General features: G+C 34.8%; 10 protein-coding genes and 1 pseudogene. 8 read left to right on the plus strand and 3 right to left on the minus strand.

The features are described from left to right. The first annotated feature begins 18 nt into the window (after positions 1 to 18). The 4 genes from sufB (at position 19) to HCJ45_RS13330 (ending at position 4,624) form a co-directional block, all read left to right on the plus strand. Positions 19 to 1,413: a Fe-S cluster assembly protein SufB gene (sufB, locus tag HCJ45_RS13315; RefSeq protein ID WP_187125141.1), complete on the plus strand. Its 1,395-nt coding sequence runs from the start codon at positions 19 to 21 to the stop codon at positions 1,411 to 1,413. Positions 1,414 to 2,140: 727 nt separating this feature from the next. Next, the gene (locus tag HCJ45_RS13320) at positions 2,141 to 2,950 is read left to right on the plus strand and encodes a toll/interleukin-1 receptor domain-containing protein (protein WP_187125142.1); all 810 of its coding nucleotides are present in this window, start codon (positions 2,141 to 2,143) and stop codon (positions 2,948 to 2,950) included. Between the two features lie 16 nt (positions 2,951 to 2,966). Further along, positions 2,967 to 3,380: a TIR domain-containing protein gene (locus HCJ45_RS13325; protein WP_187125143.1), complete on the plus strand. Its 414-nt coding sequence runs from the start codon at positions 2,967 to 2,969 to the stop codon at positions 3,378 to 3,380. A 14-nt stretch (positions 3,381 to 3,394) separates the two neighbouring features. Then, complete coding sequence (locus HCJ45_RS13330) at positions 3,395 to 4,624, plus strand: TRAFs-binding domain-containing protein (protein WP_187125144.1); 1,230 nt, start codon at positions 3,395 to 3,397, stop codon at positions 4,622 to 4,624. A gap of 52 nt (positions 4,625 to 4,676) precedes the next feature. On the opposite strand, the pseudogene HCJ45_RS13335 reads toward HCJ45_RS13330, so the two are convergent. Next, positions 4,677 to 5,483 (minus strand): annotated as a pseudogene (locus HCJ45_RS13335) (IS3 family transposase). A 381-nt stretch (positions 5,484 to 5,864) separates the two neighbouring features. Here HCJ45_RS13335 and lcp point away from each other — a divergent pair. The 4 genes from lcp to HCJ45_RS13355 all read left to right on the plus strand — a co-directional run bounded on the left by lcp (position 5,865) and on the right by HCJ45_RS13355 (position 17,452). Beyond that, the gene (gene lcp / locus HCJ45_RS13340) at positions 5,865 to 12,806 is read left to right on the plus strand and encodes a putative cellulose-binding protein LCP (protein WP_187125145.1); all 6,942 of its coding nucleotides are present in this window, start codon (positions 5,865 to 5,867) and stop codon (positions 12,804 to 12,806) included. Between the two features lie 187 nt (positions 12,807 to 12,993). Continuing rightward, positions 12,994 to 13,656: a Crp/Fnr family transcriptional regulator gene (locus tag HCJ45_RS13345; protein ID WP_187125146.1), complete on the plus strand. Its 663-nt coding sequence runs from the start codon at positions 12,994 to 12,996 to the stop codon at positions 13,654 to 13,656. 655 nt (positions 13,657 to 14,311) lie between these two features. Further along, positions 14,312 to 16,363: a MucBP domain-containing protein gene (locus tag HCJ45_RS13350; protein WP_187125147.1), complete on the plus strand. Its 2,052-nt coding sequence runs from the start codon at positions 14,312 to 14,314 to the stop codon at positions 16,361 to 16,363. Between the two features lie 246 nt (positions 16,364 to 16,609). Beyond that, positions 16,610 to 17,452: a DUF72 domain-containing protein gene (locus HCJ45_RS13355; protein ID WP_187125148.1), complete on the plus strand. Its 843-nt coding sequence runs from the start codon at positions 16,610 to 16,612 to the stop codon at positions 17,450 to 17,452. A gap of 138 nt (positions 17,453 to 17,590) precedes the next feature. Here HCJ45_RS13355 and HCJ45_RS13360 read toward each other — a convergent pair whose 3' ends face one another. Both HCJ45_RS13360 and HCJ45_RS13365 read right to left on the minus strand, forming a co-directional pair. Further along, positions 17,591 to 17,956 carry a DUF1634 domain-containing protein gene (locus HCJ45_RS13360; RefSeq protein ID WP_187125149.1) on the minus strand — a complete coding sequence of 122 codons (366 nt, stop codon included), beginning with the start codon at positions 17,954 to 17,956 and terminating at the stop codon, positions 17,591 to 17,593. Next, entirely contained in the window at positions 17,957 to 18,796 is an 840-nt protein-coding gene (locus tag HCJ45_RS13365) for a sulfite exporter TauE/SafE family protein (RefSeq protein ID WP_187125150.1), read from the minus strand. Between the last annotated feature and the right edge of the window lie 35 nt (positions 18,797 to 18,831).

An 18,831-nucleotide genomic window follows, 5' to 3' on the forward strand; every position in this document is an offset into this window, starting at 1 on the left:
CGAAAAGGAGGATACGACATGACTGAAATTCCAGAAATTGGCGAATACCAATATGGATTCCATGATAAAGATACCTCTGTGTTCCGTACAGAACGCGGATTAACAGAAAAAGTAGTAAGAGAAATTTCGAATATTAAAGAAGAACCAGAATGGATGCTTGAATTCCGTTTGAAGTCTTTAGAACAATTTTATAAAATGCCAATGCCGACTTGGGGTGGTGACTTATCCGAACTTAAGTTTGAAGACATTACTTACTATGTGAAACCGTCAGAACAAACCGTGCGTTCATGGGATGAGGTTCCGGAAGAAATTAAACGAACTTTTGATAAATTAGGTATTCCAGAAGCGGAACAAAAATATTTGGCTGGTGCCTCTGCTCAGTATGAATCTGAAGTTGTTTATCATAATATGAAGGAAGACTTAGAAGAATTAGGAATAGTCTTTAAAGATACTGATTCAGCTCTAAAAGAAAATGAAGACATCTTTAAAGAATATTTTGCTAAAGTTATCCCACCAACAGATAATAAATTCGCTGCACTAAACTCCGCAGTTTGGTCAGGTGGTTCATTCATCTATGTACCACCAGGCGTTAAAGTGGACACACCGCTTCAGGCATATTTCCGAATTAACTCAGAAAATATGGGGCAATTTGAGCGGACCCTTATTATAGTGGATGAAAATGCAAGTGTGAATTATGTGGAAGGCTGTACAGCACCAGTGTATACAACAAATTCACTTCACTCTGCTGTTGTAGAAATTATTGTAAAACCAGGAGCATATTGTCGATATACAACCATTCAAAACTGGGCAAATAACGTATATAACCTAGTAACAAAACGTACTTTCTGTGAAGAAAATGCTACGATGGAATGGATTGACGGTAATATTGGTTCGAAATTGACAATGAAATACCCAGCAGTACATTTACGTGGGGAAGGTGCACGTGGAACGACCCTTTCTATCGCTATTGCAGGAAAAGGGCAACGTCAAGATGCGGGCGCAAAAATGATGCACTACGCACCAAATACATCTTCCACAATTGTATCAAAATCAATTTCTAAGCAAGGTGGAAACGTAACCTATCGAGGAATTGTACATTTTGGTCGTAATGCAGATGGGGCACGTTCCAATATCGAATGTGACACACTGATTATGGATAATCTTTCAACTTCAGATACAATTCCATATAACGAAATCCTAAATAGTAATATTTCGTTAGAGCATGAAGCAAAAGTTTCCAAAGTATCCGAAGAACAACTTTTCTACCTAATGAGCCGTGGTTTAAGTGAAGAAGAAGCAACCGAAATGATTGTTATGGGCTTCATTGAACCATTTACAAAAGAATTACCAATGGAATACGCTGTCGAAATGAACCGTTTGATTAAGTTCGAAATGGAAGGTTCGATTGGTTAATATTTAATAGGTCTCGCAAAGTGTTGATATAACAATACTTTGCGAGTTTTTGATTTTATATATATTGAGTGAATGCCATTTTGAATGTTATCCTAGAAATTGACATAATTGGCAAAACGTTCACCAGCCTCTTTCATTTTATTGATGCAGATACCAATTTCAAAGAGTAGGCGGTCAAAAGTATAATGAAAACCATGTAACGTGATTTTAGGTAATTCATATTTCCCTAGATATAGTACAACCAGTCATTGGGGCTTCTGGTTAAGATAATGCATTGAATTTATTGGTGGTAAACAAGTATTGTGTTTTTTCCTGGGTTTATTCGCGATAGTTTAAGTCTATTTGTCGTTTTTTGGTCTAACATATTTATTCGCCGAGAGGTTTTTGTTTTTTGAACAATAATTTGATATTATTTAAATGTAGTGATTTTCATTCACTTCCCCCCCAATTTATTAACAGTAGTGGTATTTGCAAGTAATAATTTAATCTGAGCTGTGTGCTATAGTTTTCTCAGAAATACTATCAATGTTTTAAGTTATTGTATAACAATTTAATTATAGTTTAGTCTAATTATATAATATACTGGTTTGTGGAATTACTTATACTTCAGATGAAAAAATTTTAGAGTCTCATTTGTCAAAATTCAATTTGCTATTATCAGTGTAAAGAAAATATCTACGTGCTATAATAATATTAACAAATTGTTTGAGTGGTAGGTGAATTTTTGATGCTTTGGAATATATTAAAGTCCCCAAAAAACCAGTCCATATTTTTGAGTCACAATTCTATAGATAGGCAATATGGGAATGTTTTAAGGGGATTAATGGTTTCTATCGGGATTCTTAATTCGGATATAGTTTATACTTCTCATGAGAAAAATAAGATTCCGATAGGAGAGAATATCTATAATTATTTAGGACGTAGGATTGAAAGAAGTAACATTATTTTATTTTTACTTTCAGAAGATTATTTCAAAAGTGTGGTTTGTCTTAACGAGATGGGGGCTTCTTGGGTAACAAAAAATGATTATTATATGTTTTTTGTTCCGGGATTTGATAAAAGATCAAAAGAGTTTATGGACTGTTGTATAAATCAAACCAAGATGGGAATAGTTTTAAACGGAGATAATAATTGTAAACAAGGACTGCGAGAGTTTGTCACGGAACTATCTTTGAAGATGAAATTGGATGTACCGGCTGATATTTTGTATGATGAAGTTGAAAAAAGTTGTGATTTATTGAGAAAATTGAAGCCCTCAAGTTCTGTTTATGCAGCCTCTATAACAGATATTATCAAATATACAGATTACATTTTTTGTAAGATTGATATTTTAATTCCAACTGGTGAACGGTTTCATGAAGAAGAAAGCCATTGGTTGCAATTATATTATAAATTCATTCCTATTGCTCAAGATATAAATATTGGAGCACGAGTGAAATTTAAAGTGAAATCAGTAACAGACTTTGAAACACAGAAGTATGGAAATCATAATTTTAGAAATATTTATGTTTATCCAGATTTTATCAATTTAATTTAAAGGGAGAGATACAAAGATGCCTTATTTAAAAAATTACAAATTACTAATTAGCCATTCTTGGAATTATACATATCATTATGACACAATCAAAAAGTGGCTTGATTCTAGCTCGTTATTCAGGTGGGCTAATCATTCTATATCGGCAAATAATCCATATGATTCTTCAACTGATAAAGAATTAAAAGAGAAGCTTACTCGTCAAATTAGTGGTTGTAGTGTGATTATAGTAGTTGCTGGAATGTATAGTAATTATAGTAAATGGATTGACTATGAGATTGATGAAGCTGTGAGGATGAATAAACCTATAATTGGTTTGAAACCTTGGGGAAGTGAACGTACACCTTTGAAAATCACAAATAATGCTACTGTTTTAGTTAATTGGAGCTCATCAGGGTTGTTAAATGCTGTTAGAAGTTATGCTAAACAATAGTAAGGGGGATAGAAATGAAATCAAAAGTATGCTTTGTTGCTATGGGATTTGGTAAAAAAATGGATTATCAAAATTCAAGAGAAATTGATTTAGATAGAATATACACGAAAGTTATAAAGCCATTATTTGAAGAAGAAATAGCAGGATATAAGCTAATTAGGGCAGATGAAATAACAGGCTCTTCTATTATAGATGTTAGCATGTATGCTCTTTTATTAAATGCAGATTTAGTTATTGCTGACTTGACTACTCTGAATCCAAATGCCATTTATGAATTAGGCGTACGACATGCAGTTAGACCTTTTTCGACAATTGTGATGGTTCAAAGTGATAATAAAATCCCCTTTGATTTAGAACATTCTCGATATCTCACATACGAAGAAATAGGGGAAGAACTGGATGAGCATGAGGCTAATAAAATAAAAAATAGTCTCAAAGATTTTATACAATCAAGTGAAGGTAGTATAGTGGACAGCCCATTGTATACATATTTGCCAAATACAGAACCTCCCAAAATTAGTGATGAAGAGTATAATAAATTTATTCAAGAAGCGGAAGAAAGTAACGACACTATAATGAAACTGTTAAGTGAAGCAACACACCTTATGAAAGCAGATAGATTTGTGGAAGCAACGATAAAATGGAAAAGGTTAAAACAGGTGCTCCCCAATAATGAATATGTAGTTCAACAATTAGCTTTATCAGTATATAAGTCAAAAGTACCAAATGAAACAAAGGCTCTGGAAAATGGATTGGATGTTATTAAAGAGTTAAATCCAAAAAAATCATTAGACTTGGAAACTTTAGGTATAACAGGAGCAATATACAAAAACCTATACAGACTAAATCGGAACTTTGCTTACTTGGATGATGCGATAGAATATTATAAGAAAGGATTTATCATTAAACAAGACTATTATAATGGAGAGAATTATGCAAATTGTTTAGCACTAAAAACAGAAAAAAAAGACATCACAGAGGAAACAAGAACGTATCTACATTATGAAAGCAAAAAAGTATACTCAGAAGTTATTTCTATAATAGAATCAAGTTTGCTTGAAGGTGAAGAAAATTACTGGATGTATGCAACTCTTTCAACGGCGTATTTTTATTTGAATAATCAAGAAAAATATATTGAACATCAAAAAAATTTTTATAACCAGGTGGAAGCTGGATGGGAAAAGCAGACCTATAGAAAAACAATAGAAGAGCTAGAGAAATTAAAAAAGACACTAAAAACCTAAACTTTAAATGGCACTGACACGGAAAAGTGAGAATTGAATAAAAACACTTTTATTAGGCTGTTTGTTTTCTGAAATTAACGAGAGACTGGTAGCCTAATTTTTGCTGAGTTCTTTTTTCATTATAATATTTAATTAATCTTTTACGATTTGGATTACAATAGATTTAACGTATTAATACGCTTTATTGAGGTAGAATGTTTCAAATTTTAGCGAGGAATGGAAACATTCTATGGGAGCGTTATCTGTGGGTGTCTCTTTTCGGGACATACTACGGATAACGTTTTTCTTTTTGACTTTCACTTGGCATTGCCAACTGTGCTTTTGAATAATACGTTGAACTTGATTGATACCAATAGTTTCTTCTTGCTTCATTAGTGCAGCAATCTTTCGATACCCATACGTATAATGATAGGTTTTACACAGTATCCCACTTTGTTTTTCACGGTGGTTCGTGTAAAATCTTCCTTTTTCCAGCATTAATAGGTGGATATAGGAACTTGTAATGCTTGGCAGTTTTTTTGTCTAGATAGGTTCCTTTTAGATTTTCTACTAAGGAAACAAAATAAGAGGGATTCACTTCCTTGCCAATATTATGTGCTTTTTTAAGATTTTCAGTTCCACTTCTTTTTGTCGAAGAGCTATTTTTAATTGCGCTATTTTTGGTAATTCAACAACACTATTTTGATATTTATATTGTTTCCCTATACCTTGATGAAATTGATGGATTTCTTCATTTCGATATCAGTGTCACCTAGGATTATTTATATTTAAAGTGTCCATAATTTTTTGTTTTATCAGTTAGCTTCATTTGGCTTGCTTCTTCTTTTATTTCTATTGGATACATAACTCTTGTACTCACAAAAAACACCTTCGTTAGTTTCATTTTACATGAATTCAAAGAAGGTGTTTTTATTCTCATTTTTAGCGGCAGTGTTCTATCGTTTCTCGATTTTGTCAAGAGTTAAAGTTGAAATAAAAATTTGGAATATGTAGAAATGCTACATTTAAAGCTATTTTATAACATAAAAAAACTCCAGTATAAGTTTTTTGTGTCTAAAATGTGTCTAAAACGCTTATCCTTTGTGACGAATGTTTGTACGAAATCGCTCGTGGGGTGATTTTTTTATCTCATATTAATTTTAGAGTCTATACAGTAGACACCTTTCCTAGTAATATAAATCTGCAACAGCATTTTACAGTTGTTTTACAACAAGAAAATTACCAAAGGAGAGAGTTTTTAATGATAAAGACAAACAGAGCACGAAGATATTTATTATCGCTAATGACAGTTTTTCTGATATTAGGTCAACTGAATTTAGTGGCGCTTAACGTGTTTGCCGAGGATGTTAGTGGGGATGAGCTAACATATGACGTTCAGTCAACTCTTGCAGAAGATAAAAAGTCTGCCGAATTAAGTATCAAAGTTACACCAACCAATGAACAGGTGAAAATCCTAAGCATTAAAACACCTGATAACAAAGAAACAGAGGGCCAAGAAGCTACCTACAAAGCGGAAAAAAATGGCAATACTGACTTCCTTGTTACCTATCAAAATGAAAGTGCAGAGGAACCAGAAACAAAAACGTATACAGCTTCTTATGAAGTAAGTGGGATTATTTCTGAAGAGGAAACAAATATAGAAACAGAAACACCTGCAAGTCAAACAGAAGAAAATAACCAAGTCTCTACAGAAACAAAAAGCACAACAGACACAAAGAGAACTATGTTAAAGTCAGGACAAACGACTATTGCACTAAGCATACCAGATTATAATCAAACTGCTTGGAGTAATGGTGATATTAAAGAGGTTACAGCAACTGTAGAATTTAGTGATAATACTTCTACTGGTAAGAAAGTGAATTTTACTTTGCCAGACGGAATGCGTTTTGTTTCCGTTCCTGTACCAAGTGATTTCCAAGCTAGTACTGGTGTTGATTCCAATATTTTCAGTTATTTAGGCGCTAGTGATCCACTTGGAAAAGCAATCACTTCGATGAAAGTTCCAGATAGAGAAGTAAATTATAATAAAGCAACTTTTGGGACAGTTAGCTATGATCTAAGCCCAGGAACAGAAAAAGCAAGTTTTACCTTCTCTGTTCGAGTAGATGCAGCAAAATATTATGGAGCTGCAGACTTAGCTAATCCAATAAAAGCAGAAGTATTTGTTGGTGGAGCGACTACGCCAGTTGATTCTGCTGAACAAGCGGTTCATGCAGAAGGAAACCTAGTATTAGGTTATGCAAACCAAACCCATGTAAAAACAATGTTCCGTAATTGGTTTGTTAATCAAGGGTTAACAGAAGTTCTTGCCAGCACTGACACTACCAATTCCTATAACTATACAAAAACTTATTCGGTTGTAAACGGAAGTAACCAATTAGATGGTCGTGGAGCAATGAATTATCTTGCTAAAAATGTCAAAATGACCCTCTATTATCCAGAAGGTATGGAATTTGCTGACGTTGTGAATCATAATGGTAGTGGATTAAAAAGTACTTCTAATCTAACCATTACCAATTATCCAACTGAACATAAAGTGGAAATAGATTATAAGCAAGAAGAGTATAATGCGCCTATGGCATTTGCGGTTAAATATAAAGTGCCAAAAGGAACAGCTCTAGGGACTTATAGCGCAACAGAAGTGCCACATGCGACTATTACAACGTATGACGGAAAAGTATTTGAAACAGATGCTTTAACTGGTAATACTACTAACTTAACAACAGTTACATCACTAGACACTTGTAACGTAGTCGATGATACAGATATTTTAAACAAAATGAATTTATTTACAGCGAATGGTCTTATCAACCCAGATAATGAAACATGGGGAGGAAGTATCCAAATTGATAATAAAAGATCAGCTGGTGTAAAGACAAATCAAATGTATCAAATTGAATTCGACCCTAATTGGGAAGCATACATGGTCAATATACCTTTTGATAGTTCTATTTCGGGAAATAAAATAACTAATGTGGAGTATAAAACAAATTTAAACTCCACATATCGAACTTTTGCTGGAGCATTGATTAAAAATAACGATAGAATGTATCGATTAGATGCTAAAGCAGTTGGGCTTCAAGAAGGTGAGTATTTTACAGAAGTGAAAGCGAATGTAGGAGACTTTTCTGTTGGATATCAAAATACAGAAGCTTCTGCTACGTATCGTTGGAATTCCAAAGCTTCATATGGAAAAGTAAAACCAGGTATTACATCAGTTCAATTCAAGGGGTCTATATGGGCTGCCGATGATGAAGCAAATACGAAAACTACTGCTATTTCAACCGATAGAGTTCATGACTCCATTACTACTGCGGCAAATGGAGCTGCAACCTTTTACAATAAAGCTGGTGCAGTTACCAAAACAGCACGAGCAGGAGAAACTATTAATACGAAAGCAACATTAGCTTTATTTGATTATCCTTATGGAACAAGAACAGTAATTAATAACCCAGAAGTTTATCTACATGCTTTATCCGGAACAAAAATCCTACCATCTTCCATTAAACTAACAAACCAAGATGGTCAAGATGTTAATTTCACTATCGAACAAGAAACAGCAAACAATGGCGATAAAGTATATGTATTAAAAACAACGGATGTTACTGTTGGTGTATATACTGGTTATCCAACAAAAAATCAATATCTAAATCTTAGCTACGACACAACATTTGATGTCACACTAGATAAAAGTATCAACATGGACGCACAAAGCGTAATTGCTTGGGGTGGATCTGATATTACTTCTGCAATCGTTCAAAATAATTTCGACGATGCAGGATTAGACGTGAATAAAAATGGAACAGAAAATGAGAAATTACTTTCTGTTAACAGTAGTACATTAAGTATTCCAAAACAAGATACCGTTACAGTAGAAACATTCTTAAGTGTTGCTGGTGAAGGTGCAAAAGATGCATATGTAGAAGGAGAAGATAGCACGGTTTCTTACTTCACACCAGGAACGGACGCTGATTATACTGTTAAAATTACTAATACCTCAAGTGGTGAAGCAAGTACCTTTGAGCTATATATCCCGATTCCAAAAACAGGGCAAAACTTTGGAGAAAAATTCCAAAGCGCACCTTTTAAATGGGATATGAAACTAAGTGGTGCATTGCCAGCTACTGCAGAACAACAAGAACAATTTGAAGTAAGTTATGCGACAGAAGCAACTGAAACGAACTATGACTCTACTGGTATTTATACAGATACAGTTGCAGACTACGAAAAAGTTAATATGGTCCGCATTAAAGTTAAAACAAAAATCAATGCAGGTGAAACACAAACATTTAAAGTACCCCTTAAAGTAGATGAAACGTTTGACACTGCAACTACAGGCAATAAAATTGGGGAACGTGATATTTACAACCCTTACTATCGTGTTGTTACCAATACATTCTCTGGATCATTATCAGGAACTAGAGTAGGTGCTGAACTCGTGATTGGGGAAGTATCAGGAACTTTATTTAATGATAAAGATGCCAATGGACTTTATGAAAAAGCAAAAGGTGACGAAGTATTAGCGAACGAAACAGTAGAGCTTTATAAATGGGATAGTACTACTTCCACTTATATTCCTGCTACAAAAGATGGAAACAATATAACAGCTATTACAGATGCCAATGGTTCTTATAGTTTTGATTATAACGATAACGTAGGCTATGGTGATTATGCTGTGAAATTCCCAGAAAAAGATGGGTATCAATTCACGCTACAAAATATAGGAAGAGATAGTTCACTTAATAGTAATGTTCCATTCATGGGAGCAGATAAAGGCTGGGTGAAACAAATTGACCCAACTTTACCAGATTCTCAGTTTATGAATGCAGGCTACATCGCATATGAGCCTACAAAAGACTTAAAAGTGAATTTAAATGAAAAACGTGTACAAACAGGGCAAAGCTTAGGAATTACTTTACCAAAAGTTGCCTCAACAAGTGGAGACGCAGCAGAAGATACAATTGAGCCAGCTTTCTTCCAAAATATTCAAGCAAGCACAAATGGTTATAAATGGACAAGCGCAAATACAGCTATAGCTACAGTCCAAACATTAACTGATGGTTCTGCCGCAGTTGTTGGTGTTTCTACAAACAATAAAACAATTGCCGCAACTGATTTAACACTACAAATTGAAGATGTTTTTGGAACACAAAAAAGCTCCACTGCACCAGTATATGTTACCTCAGCAGATGGAACTATTGTTCAAAAAGATGGCTTCATTATAGGTGCAACTGATTTTTCTCTGTCCTATAAAGAGGCGGTTGCTTTAACTAATGCACAAGGGCTAGATCTTGCTAAAACAGCGGCATTTGAAGAAGTGAAAAGTGGCGTAAATTCTAGCGCTCAAGATAGTCTTAGCTTAGTACAAGTAAACCAAACACAACTAAATGCAATTAAAAATGGCTCCAATCTTGGTGGGACCTATCCACTCACTTATACTGTAACTAAAGATGGTAAAACAGCTGAAGTAACTATTCAAGTGACAGTCGCACAAGATTTAACAGAAGTAAATGCCCATGATTCTACACTTTATGTTGGAGATACATGGACAGCAGCGGATAATTTTGATAGTGCACTAAATAAAGACGGAAACACAGTGCCATTTGCCGATGTAACAGTATCAGGTACTGTAAATACAAGTGTGGCAGGAACATATCCAGTCACTTACACGTATAATGGTGTTTCCAAAATAATTAATGTTACTGTTAAAGATAAATTAACTGCAGTGAATGCCCATGATTCATCCATCTATACAGGAGATACATGGACAGCAGCAGATAACTTTGATAGTGCGCTTGATAAAGATGGAAATCCAGTAACATTTGCGGATGTAACTGTGACAGGAACAGTAAATACAACTCAAGCTGGTACCAACACAATCACTTATACGTATGATGGTGTTTCTACTACAGTTACTGTAACTGTAAAAGAAGACAAAGAAGGTATTAGCGCCCATGATTCTACAATTTATGTAGGAGATACATGGACAGCAGCAGACAACTTTGATAGTGCTTTTGACAAAGATGGTAATAATGTAGCACTTGCAGATGTGACTGTAACAGAAAATCCAACTGTCGATACTACTAAAGCTGGTGCTTATGAAGTAACTTACAAGTACGGTAAAATCACTAAAAAGATTACATTAACGGTTAAAGAAATCCAAACAGCTGTGAATGCCCATGACTCTGCAATTTATACAGGAGAAACATGGACAGCGGCAGATAACTTTGATAGTGCGCTTGATAAAGACGGTAATGCTCTTGCCTTTACAGATGTAACAGTAACTGGCACAGTAGATACCGATAGAGCTGGAACGTATCCAATCATTTACACATATGATGGCGTTTCGACTACTATTAATGTGACGGTTAAAGCACGATTAACTGCCATGAATGCGCATGATTCCAATCTTTATGTTGGAGACACATGGAAAGCAAGCGACAATTTTGATAGTGCGCTAAATAAAGAAGGAAATGCAGTACCATTCGCTGATGTAACAGTATCAGGTACTGTAAATACAAGTGTAGCAGGAACATATCCAATCACTTACACGTACGATGGCGTTTCCAAAATAATTAATGTTACTGTTAAAGATAAGAAACTTGCAGTGAATGCCCATGATTCATCCATCTACACAGGAGATACATGGACAGCAGCAGATAACTTTGATAGTGCGCTTGATAAAGATGGAAATCCAGTAACATTTGCGGATGTAACTGTGACAGGAACAGTAAATACAACTCAAGCTGGTACCAACACAATCACTTATACGTATGATGGTGTTTCTACTACAATTACTGTAACTGTAAAAGAAGACAAAGAAGGTATTAGCGCCCATGACTCTACAATTTATGTAGGAGATGCATGGACAGCAGCAGATAACTTTGATAGTGCTTTTGACAAAGATGGTAATAATGTAGCACTTACAGATGTGACTGTAACAGAAAATCCAACTGTCGATACTACTAAAGCTGGTGCTTATGAAGTAACTTACAAGTACGGTAAAATCACTAAAAAGATTACATTAACGGTTAAAGAAATCCAAACAGCCGTAAATGCCCATGACTCTGTAATTTATACAGGAGATGCATGGAGTGGAAAAGATAACTTTGATAGTGCGCTTGATAAAGACGGTAATGCACTTGCCTTTACAGATGTAACGGTAACTGACACAGTAGATACCGATGAAGCTGGAACGTATCCGATCACTTACACGTATGATGGCGTTTCGACCACTATTAATGTGACAGTTAAAGCACGATTAACCGCTGTGAATGCGCATGATATACTTGTTTATTCCGGCGACACATGGAATGCTAAAGACAATTTCGATAATGCGTTAGATAAAGATGGTAATGCAGTAGACTTTAAAGACCTTACTGTTACTGAAACACCTACTGTAGATCTTAGTACTCCAGGCGTGTACCAAGTAACTTACAGCTATGATGGCGTTTCTACAACAATCAATCTTACTGTAGCACCACGACAAACAAGCGTAGAAGCACATGATACAACGATTTATACAGGTGACAAGTGGAGCGCTAAAGATAATTTCGATAAAGCACTTGATAAAAAAGGCGACAATGTTGCTTTCGAGGATGTTACTGTGACAGGACAAGTAGACACAGAAACAGCTGGAACATACGAAATTAGCTATATCTATGATGGCGTTAAAGTAGTGTCTCATGTAACTGTTTTACAAAATCAAGCACAAATTACAGTACAAGATAGCGTCATCGAAAAAGGCGGAAAATGGAATGCAGAAGATAATTTCATTAATGCGACTAACCGAGACGGTGTGAAGATTCCTTTCTCTAAAGTACAAACAAGCGGTACTGTAAATATGAACAAAGTAGGCACTTATCAAATCGTCTACACATATGATCCAAACGAAGGAACAGCAGATGCTGGAAAAGAACTACTTTCCGTAACAGCTACTATTCAAGTAGAGGATACAAAAGTCGCGGATCCAGCAACACCAAGTAAACCATCCGTGAAAAACAAGAACACGAAATTAACAGTAGCGGATAACACAAAACACACAGCAACCTATCTAGAAGCAAAACCATTACCAAAAACTGGAGATCAAACAAGTCCATGGATAATTTGGACTGGAATTAGCTTACTAGCACTAGGGCTACTCTTATGGGTGGTAACAACAAGAAGAAGAAGTCACTCATAAGTAAATAGCGTTAAAACTAGAAAGGTAGGATATGTAGTAACATTGACATACCCTGCCTTTTTTAGGATTAAAGAAATATTAATAGAGAAAAAATATTTGATGAATGAAAGAAACTAACATTTCAATTGTGGAACTATTATTTAATTAACAAAACTGTATTGGAATGAAAAGCGAAGGGATGTAAAACATGGATTTTTTAGAATTCCATCAATTTGTTAAACAAGATTTATTGATTTATTCTTGGATTACCAAGAATTTTTATCTCCCGCAACATCATTTAGCAGCAGGAAAATCCTTGAAGATGGAACAAGGAAACGTAATCGTGATGTGGGAAGGATTAGTATTACAAGAAGGTTTAATTAAGCCAACAGATGTTTATCGTGTTTTTGCGGATCAACGAATCATCTATACAACAGAAAACAGTTTATCAATACATGCATTAGAAGCAATGACCTATAGTATTATTGATGCAAATGAATTATTTGAAAAATTAGAAGTACAACAATTGTTAGCTAATTTCTTTTTACAAATGGCGGAGGATGTTGAGGAAGAGCTAGAATGGAAGAGAAAATTACTTTTAGGACATCCGGAAGAACGTATCTATATGGTTTTAGTGCGTATTATTGAACGCTATCAGCTTGATCCAGCAGCGAATCCAGTATTTCCGCGATGGTTAAAAATATATGTTCTTGCAAAATTAGCCAAATGTTCCATAACAAAAGCATCCAATATTATGAATGATCTCTCTAAAATGGGAATCATCAATATTAAAGGAACACCTTGGTTATTGGAGCAACCCTTTAAAGTGGAGCTGTCAAGAAAAAGTGAATGTAAAGTAGAGAGAATCTAAGAATATTTCTTTTCAAATTTGATTGAAAAAAACTGTAAAAAAGAGTGCATCTGTTTTGTATTAAGTCTAGTTGCATTTAAATATTTCTAATAGAGCTTGTTCAGGATTGCCAAAATTGGCATCATGGATAAGCTCTTTTTTTATGTTTTGTAGAAAGATTTCATAAGTTAGGAGATATTTTTTACGGTTTAAAGTAACTAGTTTTACTATTTGCTAAACTTTAATAAGGAGCATTCTAGGATTTCACTTTTAGCGTAAATTAGTATTGTTTTGGTACATTTTATTTTTGGAAAAGCTCGTTTAATTTGGGGAAAAAGGCTATTTTTACTAAAATTTCAAGGCGGTTTTTAGAAAAATATTCATAGTTAGTGATCCTGTTTTTGCGAAAATGAAATATTGAAAACCTAACTGAGAGTAAGAGTGGGACGGGTTATTCTTAATATTTATTTATCCATAGATTACAGGTAGTATTCATTTTTATGGCAATTTTTTGAACAAAAAAAAGCAAATGCTTAATTAAATGGAAAAATCATTTTAAACGCATGTACAGTGGTTTATTCCATATGTAATAATTGCATCGAGCGTATACGATCAAAAGAAAAGAGTAAATATCAAATTAGTAGGGAAGCAAAAATCGATTAAAGAGGAGGAAAAAATGAAAAAATCAGTGAAAATACTAATGGTTTGTCTCTTAATTGCATTTGGGTGCCTTCCAGTAGTAAATGTTCGAGCAGCTGAAACAGATATAGTTAACATTCCGGATCAAAACCTTAATGAGGGACTGAAAATAACATTAAGTAAGGGTACTGCGGAAATATTAACAGAGAGAGATTTAGCTCAGCTTGGTGCTGTTGCAATTGATTATACAAATCCAGCAGCTGCAGTTGTTCCCGGACGGGTGTCAGATCTAACAGGCTTAGAATATGCAGTTAATATGTATAAAATTCACTTTTCAAATAGTGATGTAAAGAAAATAACACCTATTACAGATTTACCAAACTTAAAAACAATTATAGCTGTTTCTACTTTACTTGAAAATTTGGAAGGGATTCAAAACCTTCCAGCGCTTGAAGAATTACAGCTTGGTGGTGATTATATTCAGGACTTCTCCCCGTTATTAGGAGCTGAAAAATTAACCTATTTTAGTTATAATTCTTATCGATGGATTTCAAGCGATTATTCAGCAATAAGTGATATTTCTATTTTAGCTCAAATGCAAAACTTAGAACGGCTAGATTTAACTTGGAACGAAGTAGAGGACCTTTCCCCTTTAAATGGAAATAATTCTATTCAAAATTTAAATCTGACTCATAATAAAGTGCAGAGTCTTAGCCCATTAACCAACATGGATAAGTTAACTATTTTATATTTAGATCAAAATGCTCTAAGTTCATTAAACGAAATAAAATCGTTAGAGGGAATGAAGATTGTTTATGCAGACTCTAATCATATTGTTGATGTTTCAGAACTTAAGCCGTTATTTGAGAAAATGGTAAAAGGTAACGATGACTATAAAGAATTGCAAATCAAAAATCAAACCATTACACTACCAACCATAAGTGTTAGACAAGGCGAAACAGCAACTTCTAATAACCCAACAAAAGGGCTTGATGGGGAAATAATGCCGATTCAAACTGCTTCTAGTAGCGGTCAAATTTCAGCCGATTCTAAAAATGTTTCTTGGAGTAATCTTACTCAAGACACAAATGCTACCTATAAAATTGCAACCTCAGCAACCTCAGAATCAGGAGTTGATTTTAATTATTCACTTACAGTAACACAACCGATCAAAGTTTTATCTAGCACGGAAAGCCAAGTGAATATTAAGTATGTAGATGAGGAAGGAAATAACGTAGCTTCAGGAGAAACATTGAGTGGAACTATAGGAGATAATTATACTACTACTGCAAAAGCAATCACAGGTTGGACATTAAAAGAAACACCGGCTAACGCAACAGGCACTTTTACTAACACGACGCAAACCGTAACCTACGTATACGAAAAAGATCAAGTAGTTGGTCAAGATGTAACTGTGCAATATCAAGACATAGAAGGCAATGAACTAGCATCTACCGAGACTTTAAGCGGTAATGTAGGCGATACCTATAGCGCAACAGAAAAAGCAATCACAGGCTGGACATTAAAAGAAACACCGGCTAACGCAACAGGCACCTTTACTAACGCGGCGCAAACCGTAACCTATGTATACGAAAAAGATCAAGTAGTTGGTCAAGATGTAACTGTGCAATATCAAGACATAGAAGGCAATGAACTGGCATCTACCGAGACTTTAAGCGGTAATGTAGGCGATACCTATAGCACAACAGAAAAAGCAATCACAGGCTGGACATTAAAAGAAAGACCGGCTAACGCAACAGGAACTTTCACTAATGTGGCGCAAACCGTAACTTATGTCTATGAGGAAAATGGTAGTAAAAGCATGCCAACTCCATTACCATTGCCACAAATTCCAATAGACCCTGGTAGCGATAATCCGGAAACTAACAACCTGCCAAATGAAAGAATACAGATTAAGCCACAAGAAGATATAAAAATATCAAGTTCAACAAAAACAAAAACAAAACCAACAATCAAGTTACCTAAAACTGGAGATGATACTCTAGAAAATGCTATGTTAGTTAGTTTTGGTCTATTTTTAATTGGAATATCAGCTAAATTTATACGTAGATTTAGAAGGGAGAATTAACATTATCGCCGTTTCCATATAATTAATAAGCATATCGACATACTAAGAAAGAAACAACGATGTAAATCAGCAATAAGATATGTAAAAAGGAGAAAGTGAATTTCGCTTTCTCCTTTTATTTGTATTAAAATTGTTTGAAAATAGTTGCTAAACTTATCTAAGTGAGAACCAAAATAAAAGATTCTCACTTGGTTTTACGTTATAATGAACATAAATAAACATTGAAAATAGAGAGGGTGGTAAGCGGTGATTACAATAGGATTAACTGGGTGGAGTGATCATGATTCTTTGCTACAAACGAAAAAATTAACTTTAGCTGACTATGCAGCACATTTTCCTGTGGTGGAAGTAGATACGAGTTTTTATGCCATTCCTTCTCCAAGAACTACAGCGAATTGGGTAGCACAGACACCAGAAGAATTTCAATTTGTAATGAAAGCTTTTTCAGCCATGACCAAACATAAAGAATGGTCACAGTATTTTGATAGTGAAAACGCCATGTATACTGCTTTTATGGATATGATTGCACCAATAAGTGAAACGGGGAAATTAAAAGCAATATTATTCCAATTTCCGCCGTATTTTAACTGTACAAAAGAAAATGTTTCTTATTTAAAATATATTGCTGAAAAAATGGGTGATTTGCCAGTTGCGATTGAGTTCAGAAATAATTCATGGTACACCGAGCAAAATACCGAAAAAACATTAGAATTACTTAAAGAGCTGGGGTTAGTTCATACAGTTGTTGACGAACCGCAAGTTGGATCAGGAAGTGTTCCAATTGTTCTGCGAGAAACAAATAAAGAAATGACAGTGGTAAGATTGCATGGTCGGAATCAATATGGCTGGATGAAGGCAAATAGTCCAGAGTGGCGTGAGGTTAGAACGCTATATCGATATAATGATGAGGAAATAAAGGAATGGGCCAAATATATTGAACATTTGCAAAAGGTATCCAAAGAAGTAGTTGTTATTTTCAATAATAATAGCGGGGGAGATGCAGCAGATAATGCTAAACATTTACAAGCTGCATTGCAAATAGAGTTTCAAGGTCTAGCACCAATGCAAATGGATTTGTTTTCTGAGTAAAATAAAAAACTATCTTTTCAATAGAGAAGATAGTTTTTTGCTTGAGGTTATTAATCAATCATAACTAATCAGCTTATTTCAGTCCAATAATTACAGACTAGCTAAAGAAAAATATTGGTAAAATGTGCATCCTGTTTTTTATGCCTTTATACCAATCAGAAAACTAATAACTAAAATAACCAATACTAATCCTGTAATCCCAACATACAAGTAGTCTTTCTCTTTTAAAAAAGTAAATAGCGAAACAACGACTCGTAAGACAGGGGTCAAAATTAAGCAAAATAGCCCGAACATCATAATGGCATATGGTTTAAGAGAAGCAAGACCGCTGAATATCGCAGTAAGGGATGTTGGATAGGTCTCGCCTGGGTAGCCACTTTCACCAGTAACAAACAGCATTATAAGTCCAAAAATAATAATAATAGCACTTAAAATAACGCCAATTCTTAATAATGCACTGACAATAAGTTCCACGCGATACATCTCTTCGTTTTTTTCTGTCATTTAAATCCACCCCAATCCTTCTAAAATCATTTGGATGGCAACATATAAAATGACAGGAATGAAGATGATTCGGATGACTTTACTTTTCAAACGTTGCATAACACGAGTTCCAAGTGTTGCACCAACTAATACACCAATGGCAACAGGAGCAGCGATAGCAGGTTGAATGTCTCCTTGGAATAGATACACAGTTGCGCTGGCTGCTGCAGTTACCCCCATCATTAAATTACTTGTTGCACTGCTGACTTTAAGTGGCATTTTCATAAAGACGTCCAGGGCCATTACTTTAAAAGCACCGCTACCGATACCGAGTAACCCGCTTGCAATTCCGGCTCCATACATAACGCCAAAACCAGCAGGAACATTAGCGACTTGGTAATCGACTGTTTGCCGTAGAGACTTATCATAATAAGAATCATGTAATTTTAATTTTGTTGCTAATGGATCTGGTTTTACATTTGTCGGGAATTCTGAACCGACTTTTTTAATCATATTGAAGGCAGAATATAGTAATAATAGACCGAATATAATGTATAAAGCAGTTGCTGACAGTAGTCCACTGACAAAAGCACCTGTTATGGCGCCAATAGTTGTGGCAATTTCGAGAAACATACCCACTCGTAAGTTTGTAATTCCATCTTTTATGTAAGCGACCGCGGAACCACTACTCGTTGCAATCACAGAAATAATACTCGCCCCAATGGCATATTGGATGTCAATACCAAAAAGAAGTGTGAGGGCAGGTGTGACAATAATACCACCACCTAGACCAAGCAAAGAGCCAATTACCCCTGCAAAAACAGAGATTAGCAGGATTTCAACCGTTTGCGTAATATCCAAAAAATCACGTCCCTTTAAAAACAATATATTCTATC

It is taken from the genome of Listeria immobilis (genome assembly GCF_014322845.1).
GTDB lineage: Bacteria > Bacillota > Bacilli > Lactobacillales > Listeriaceae > Listeria > Listeria immobilis.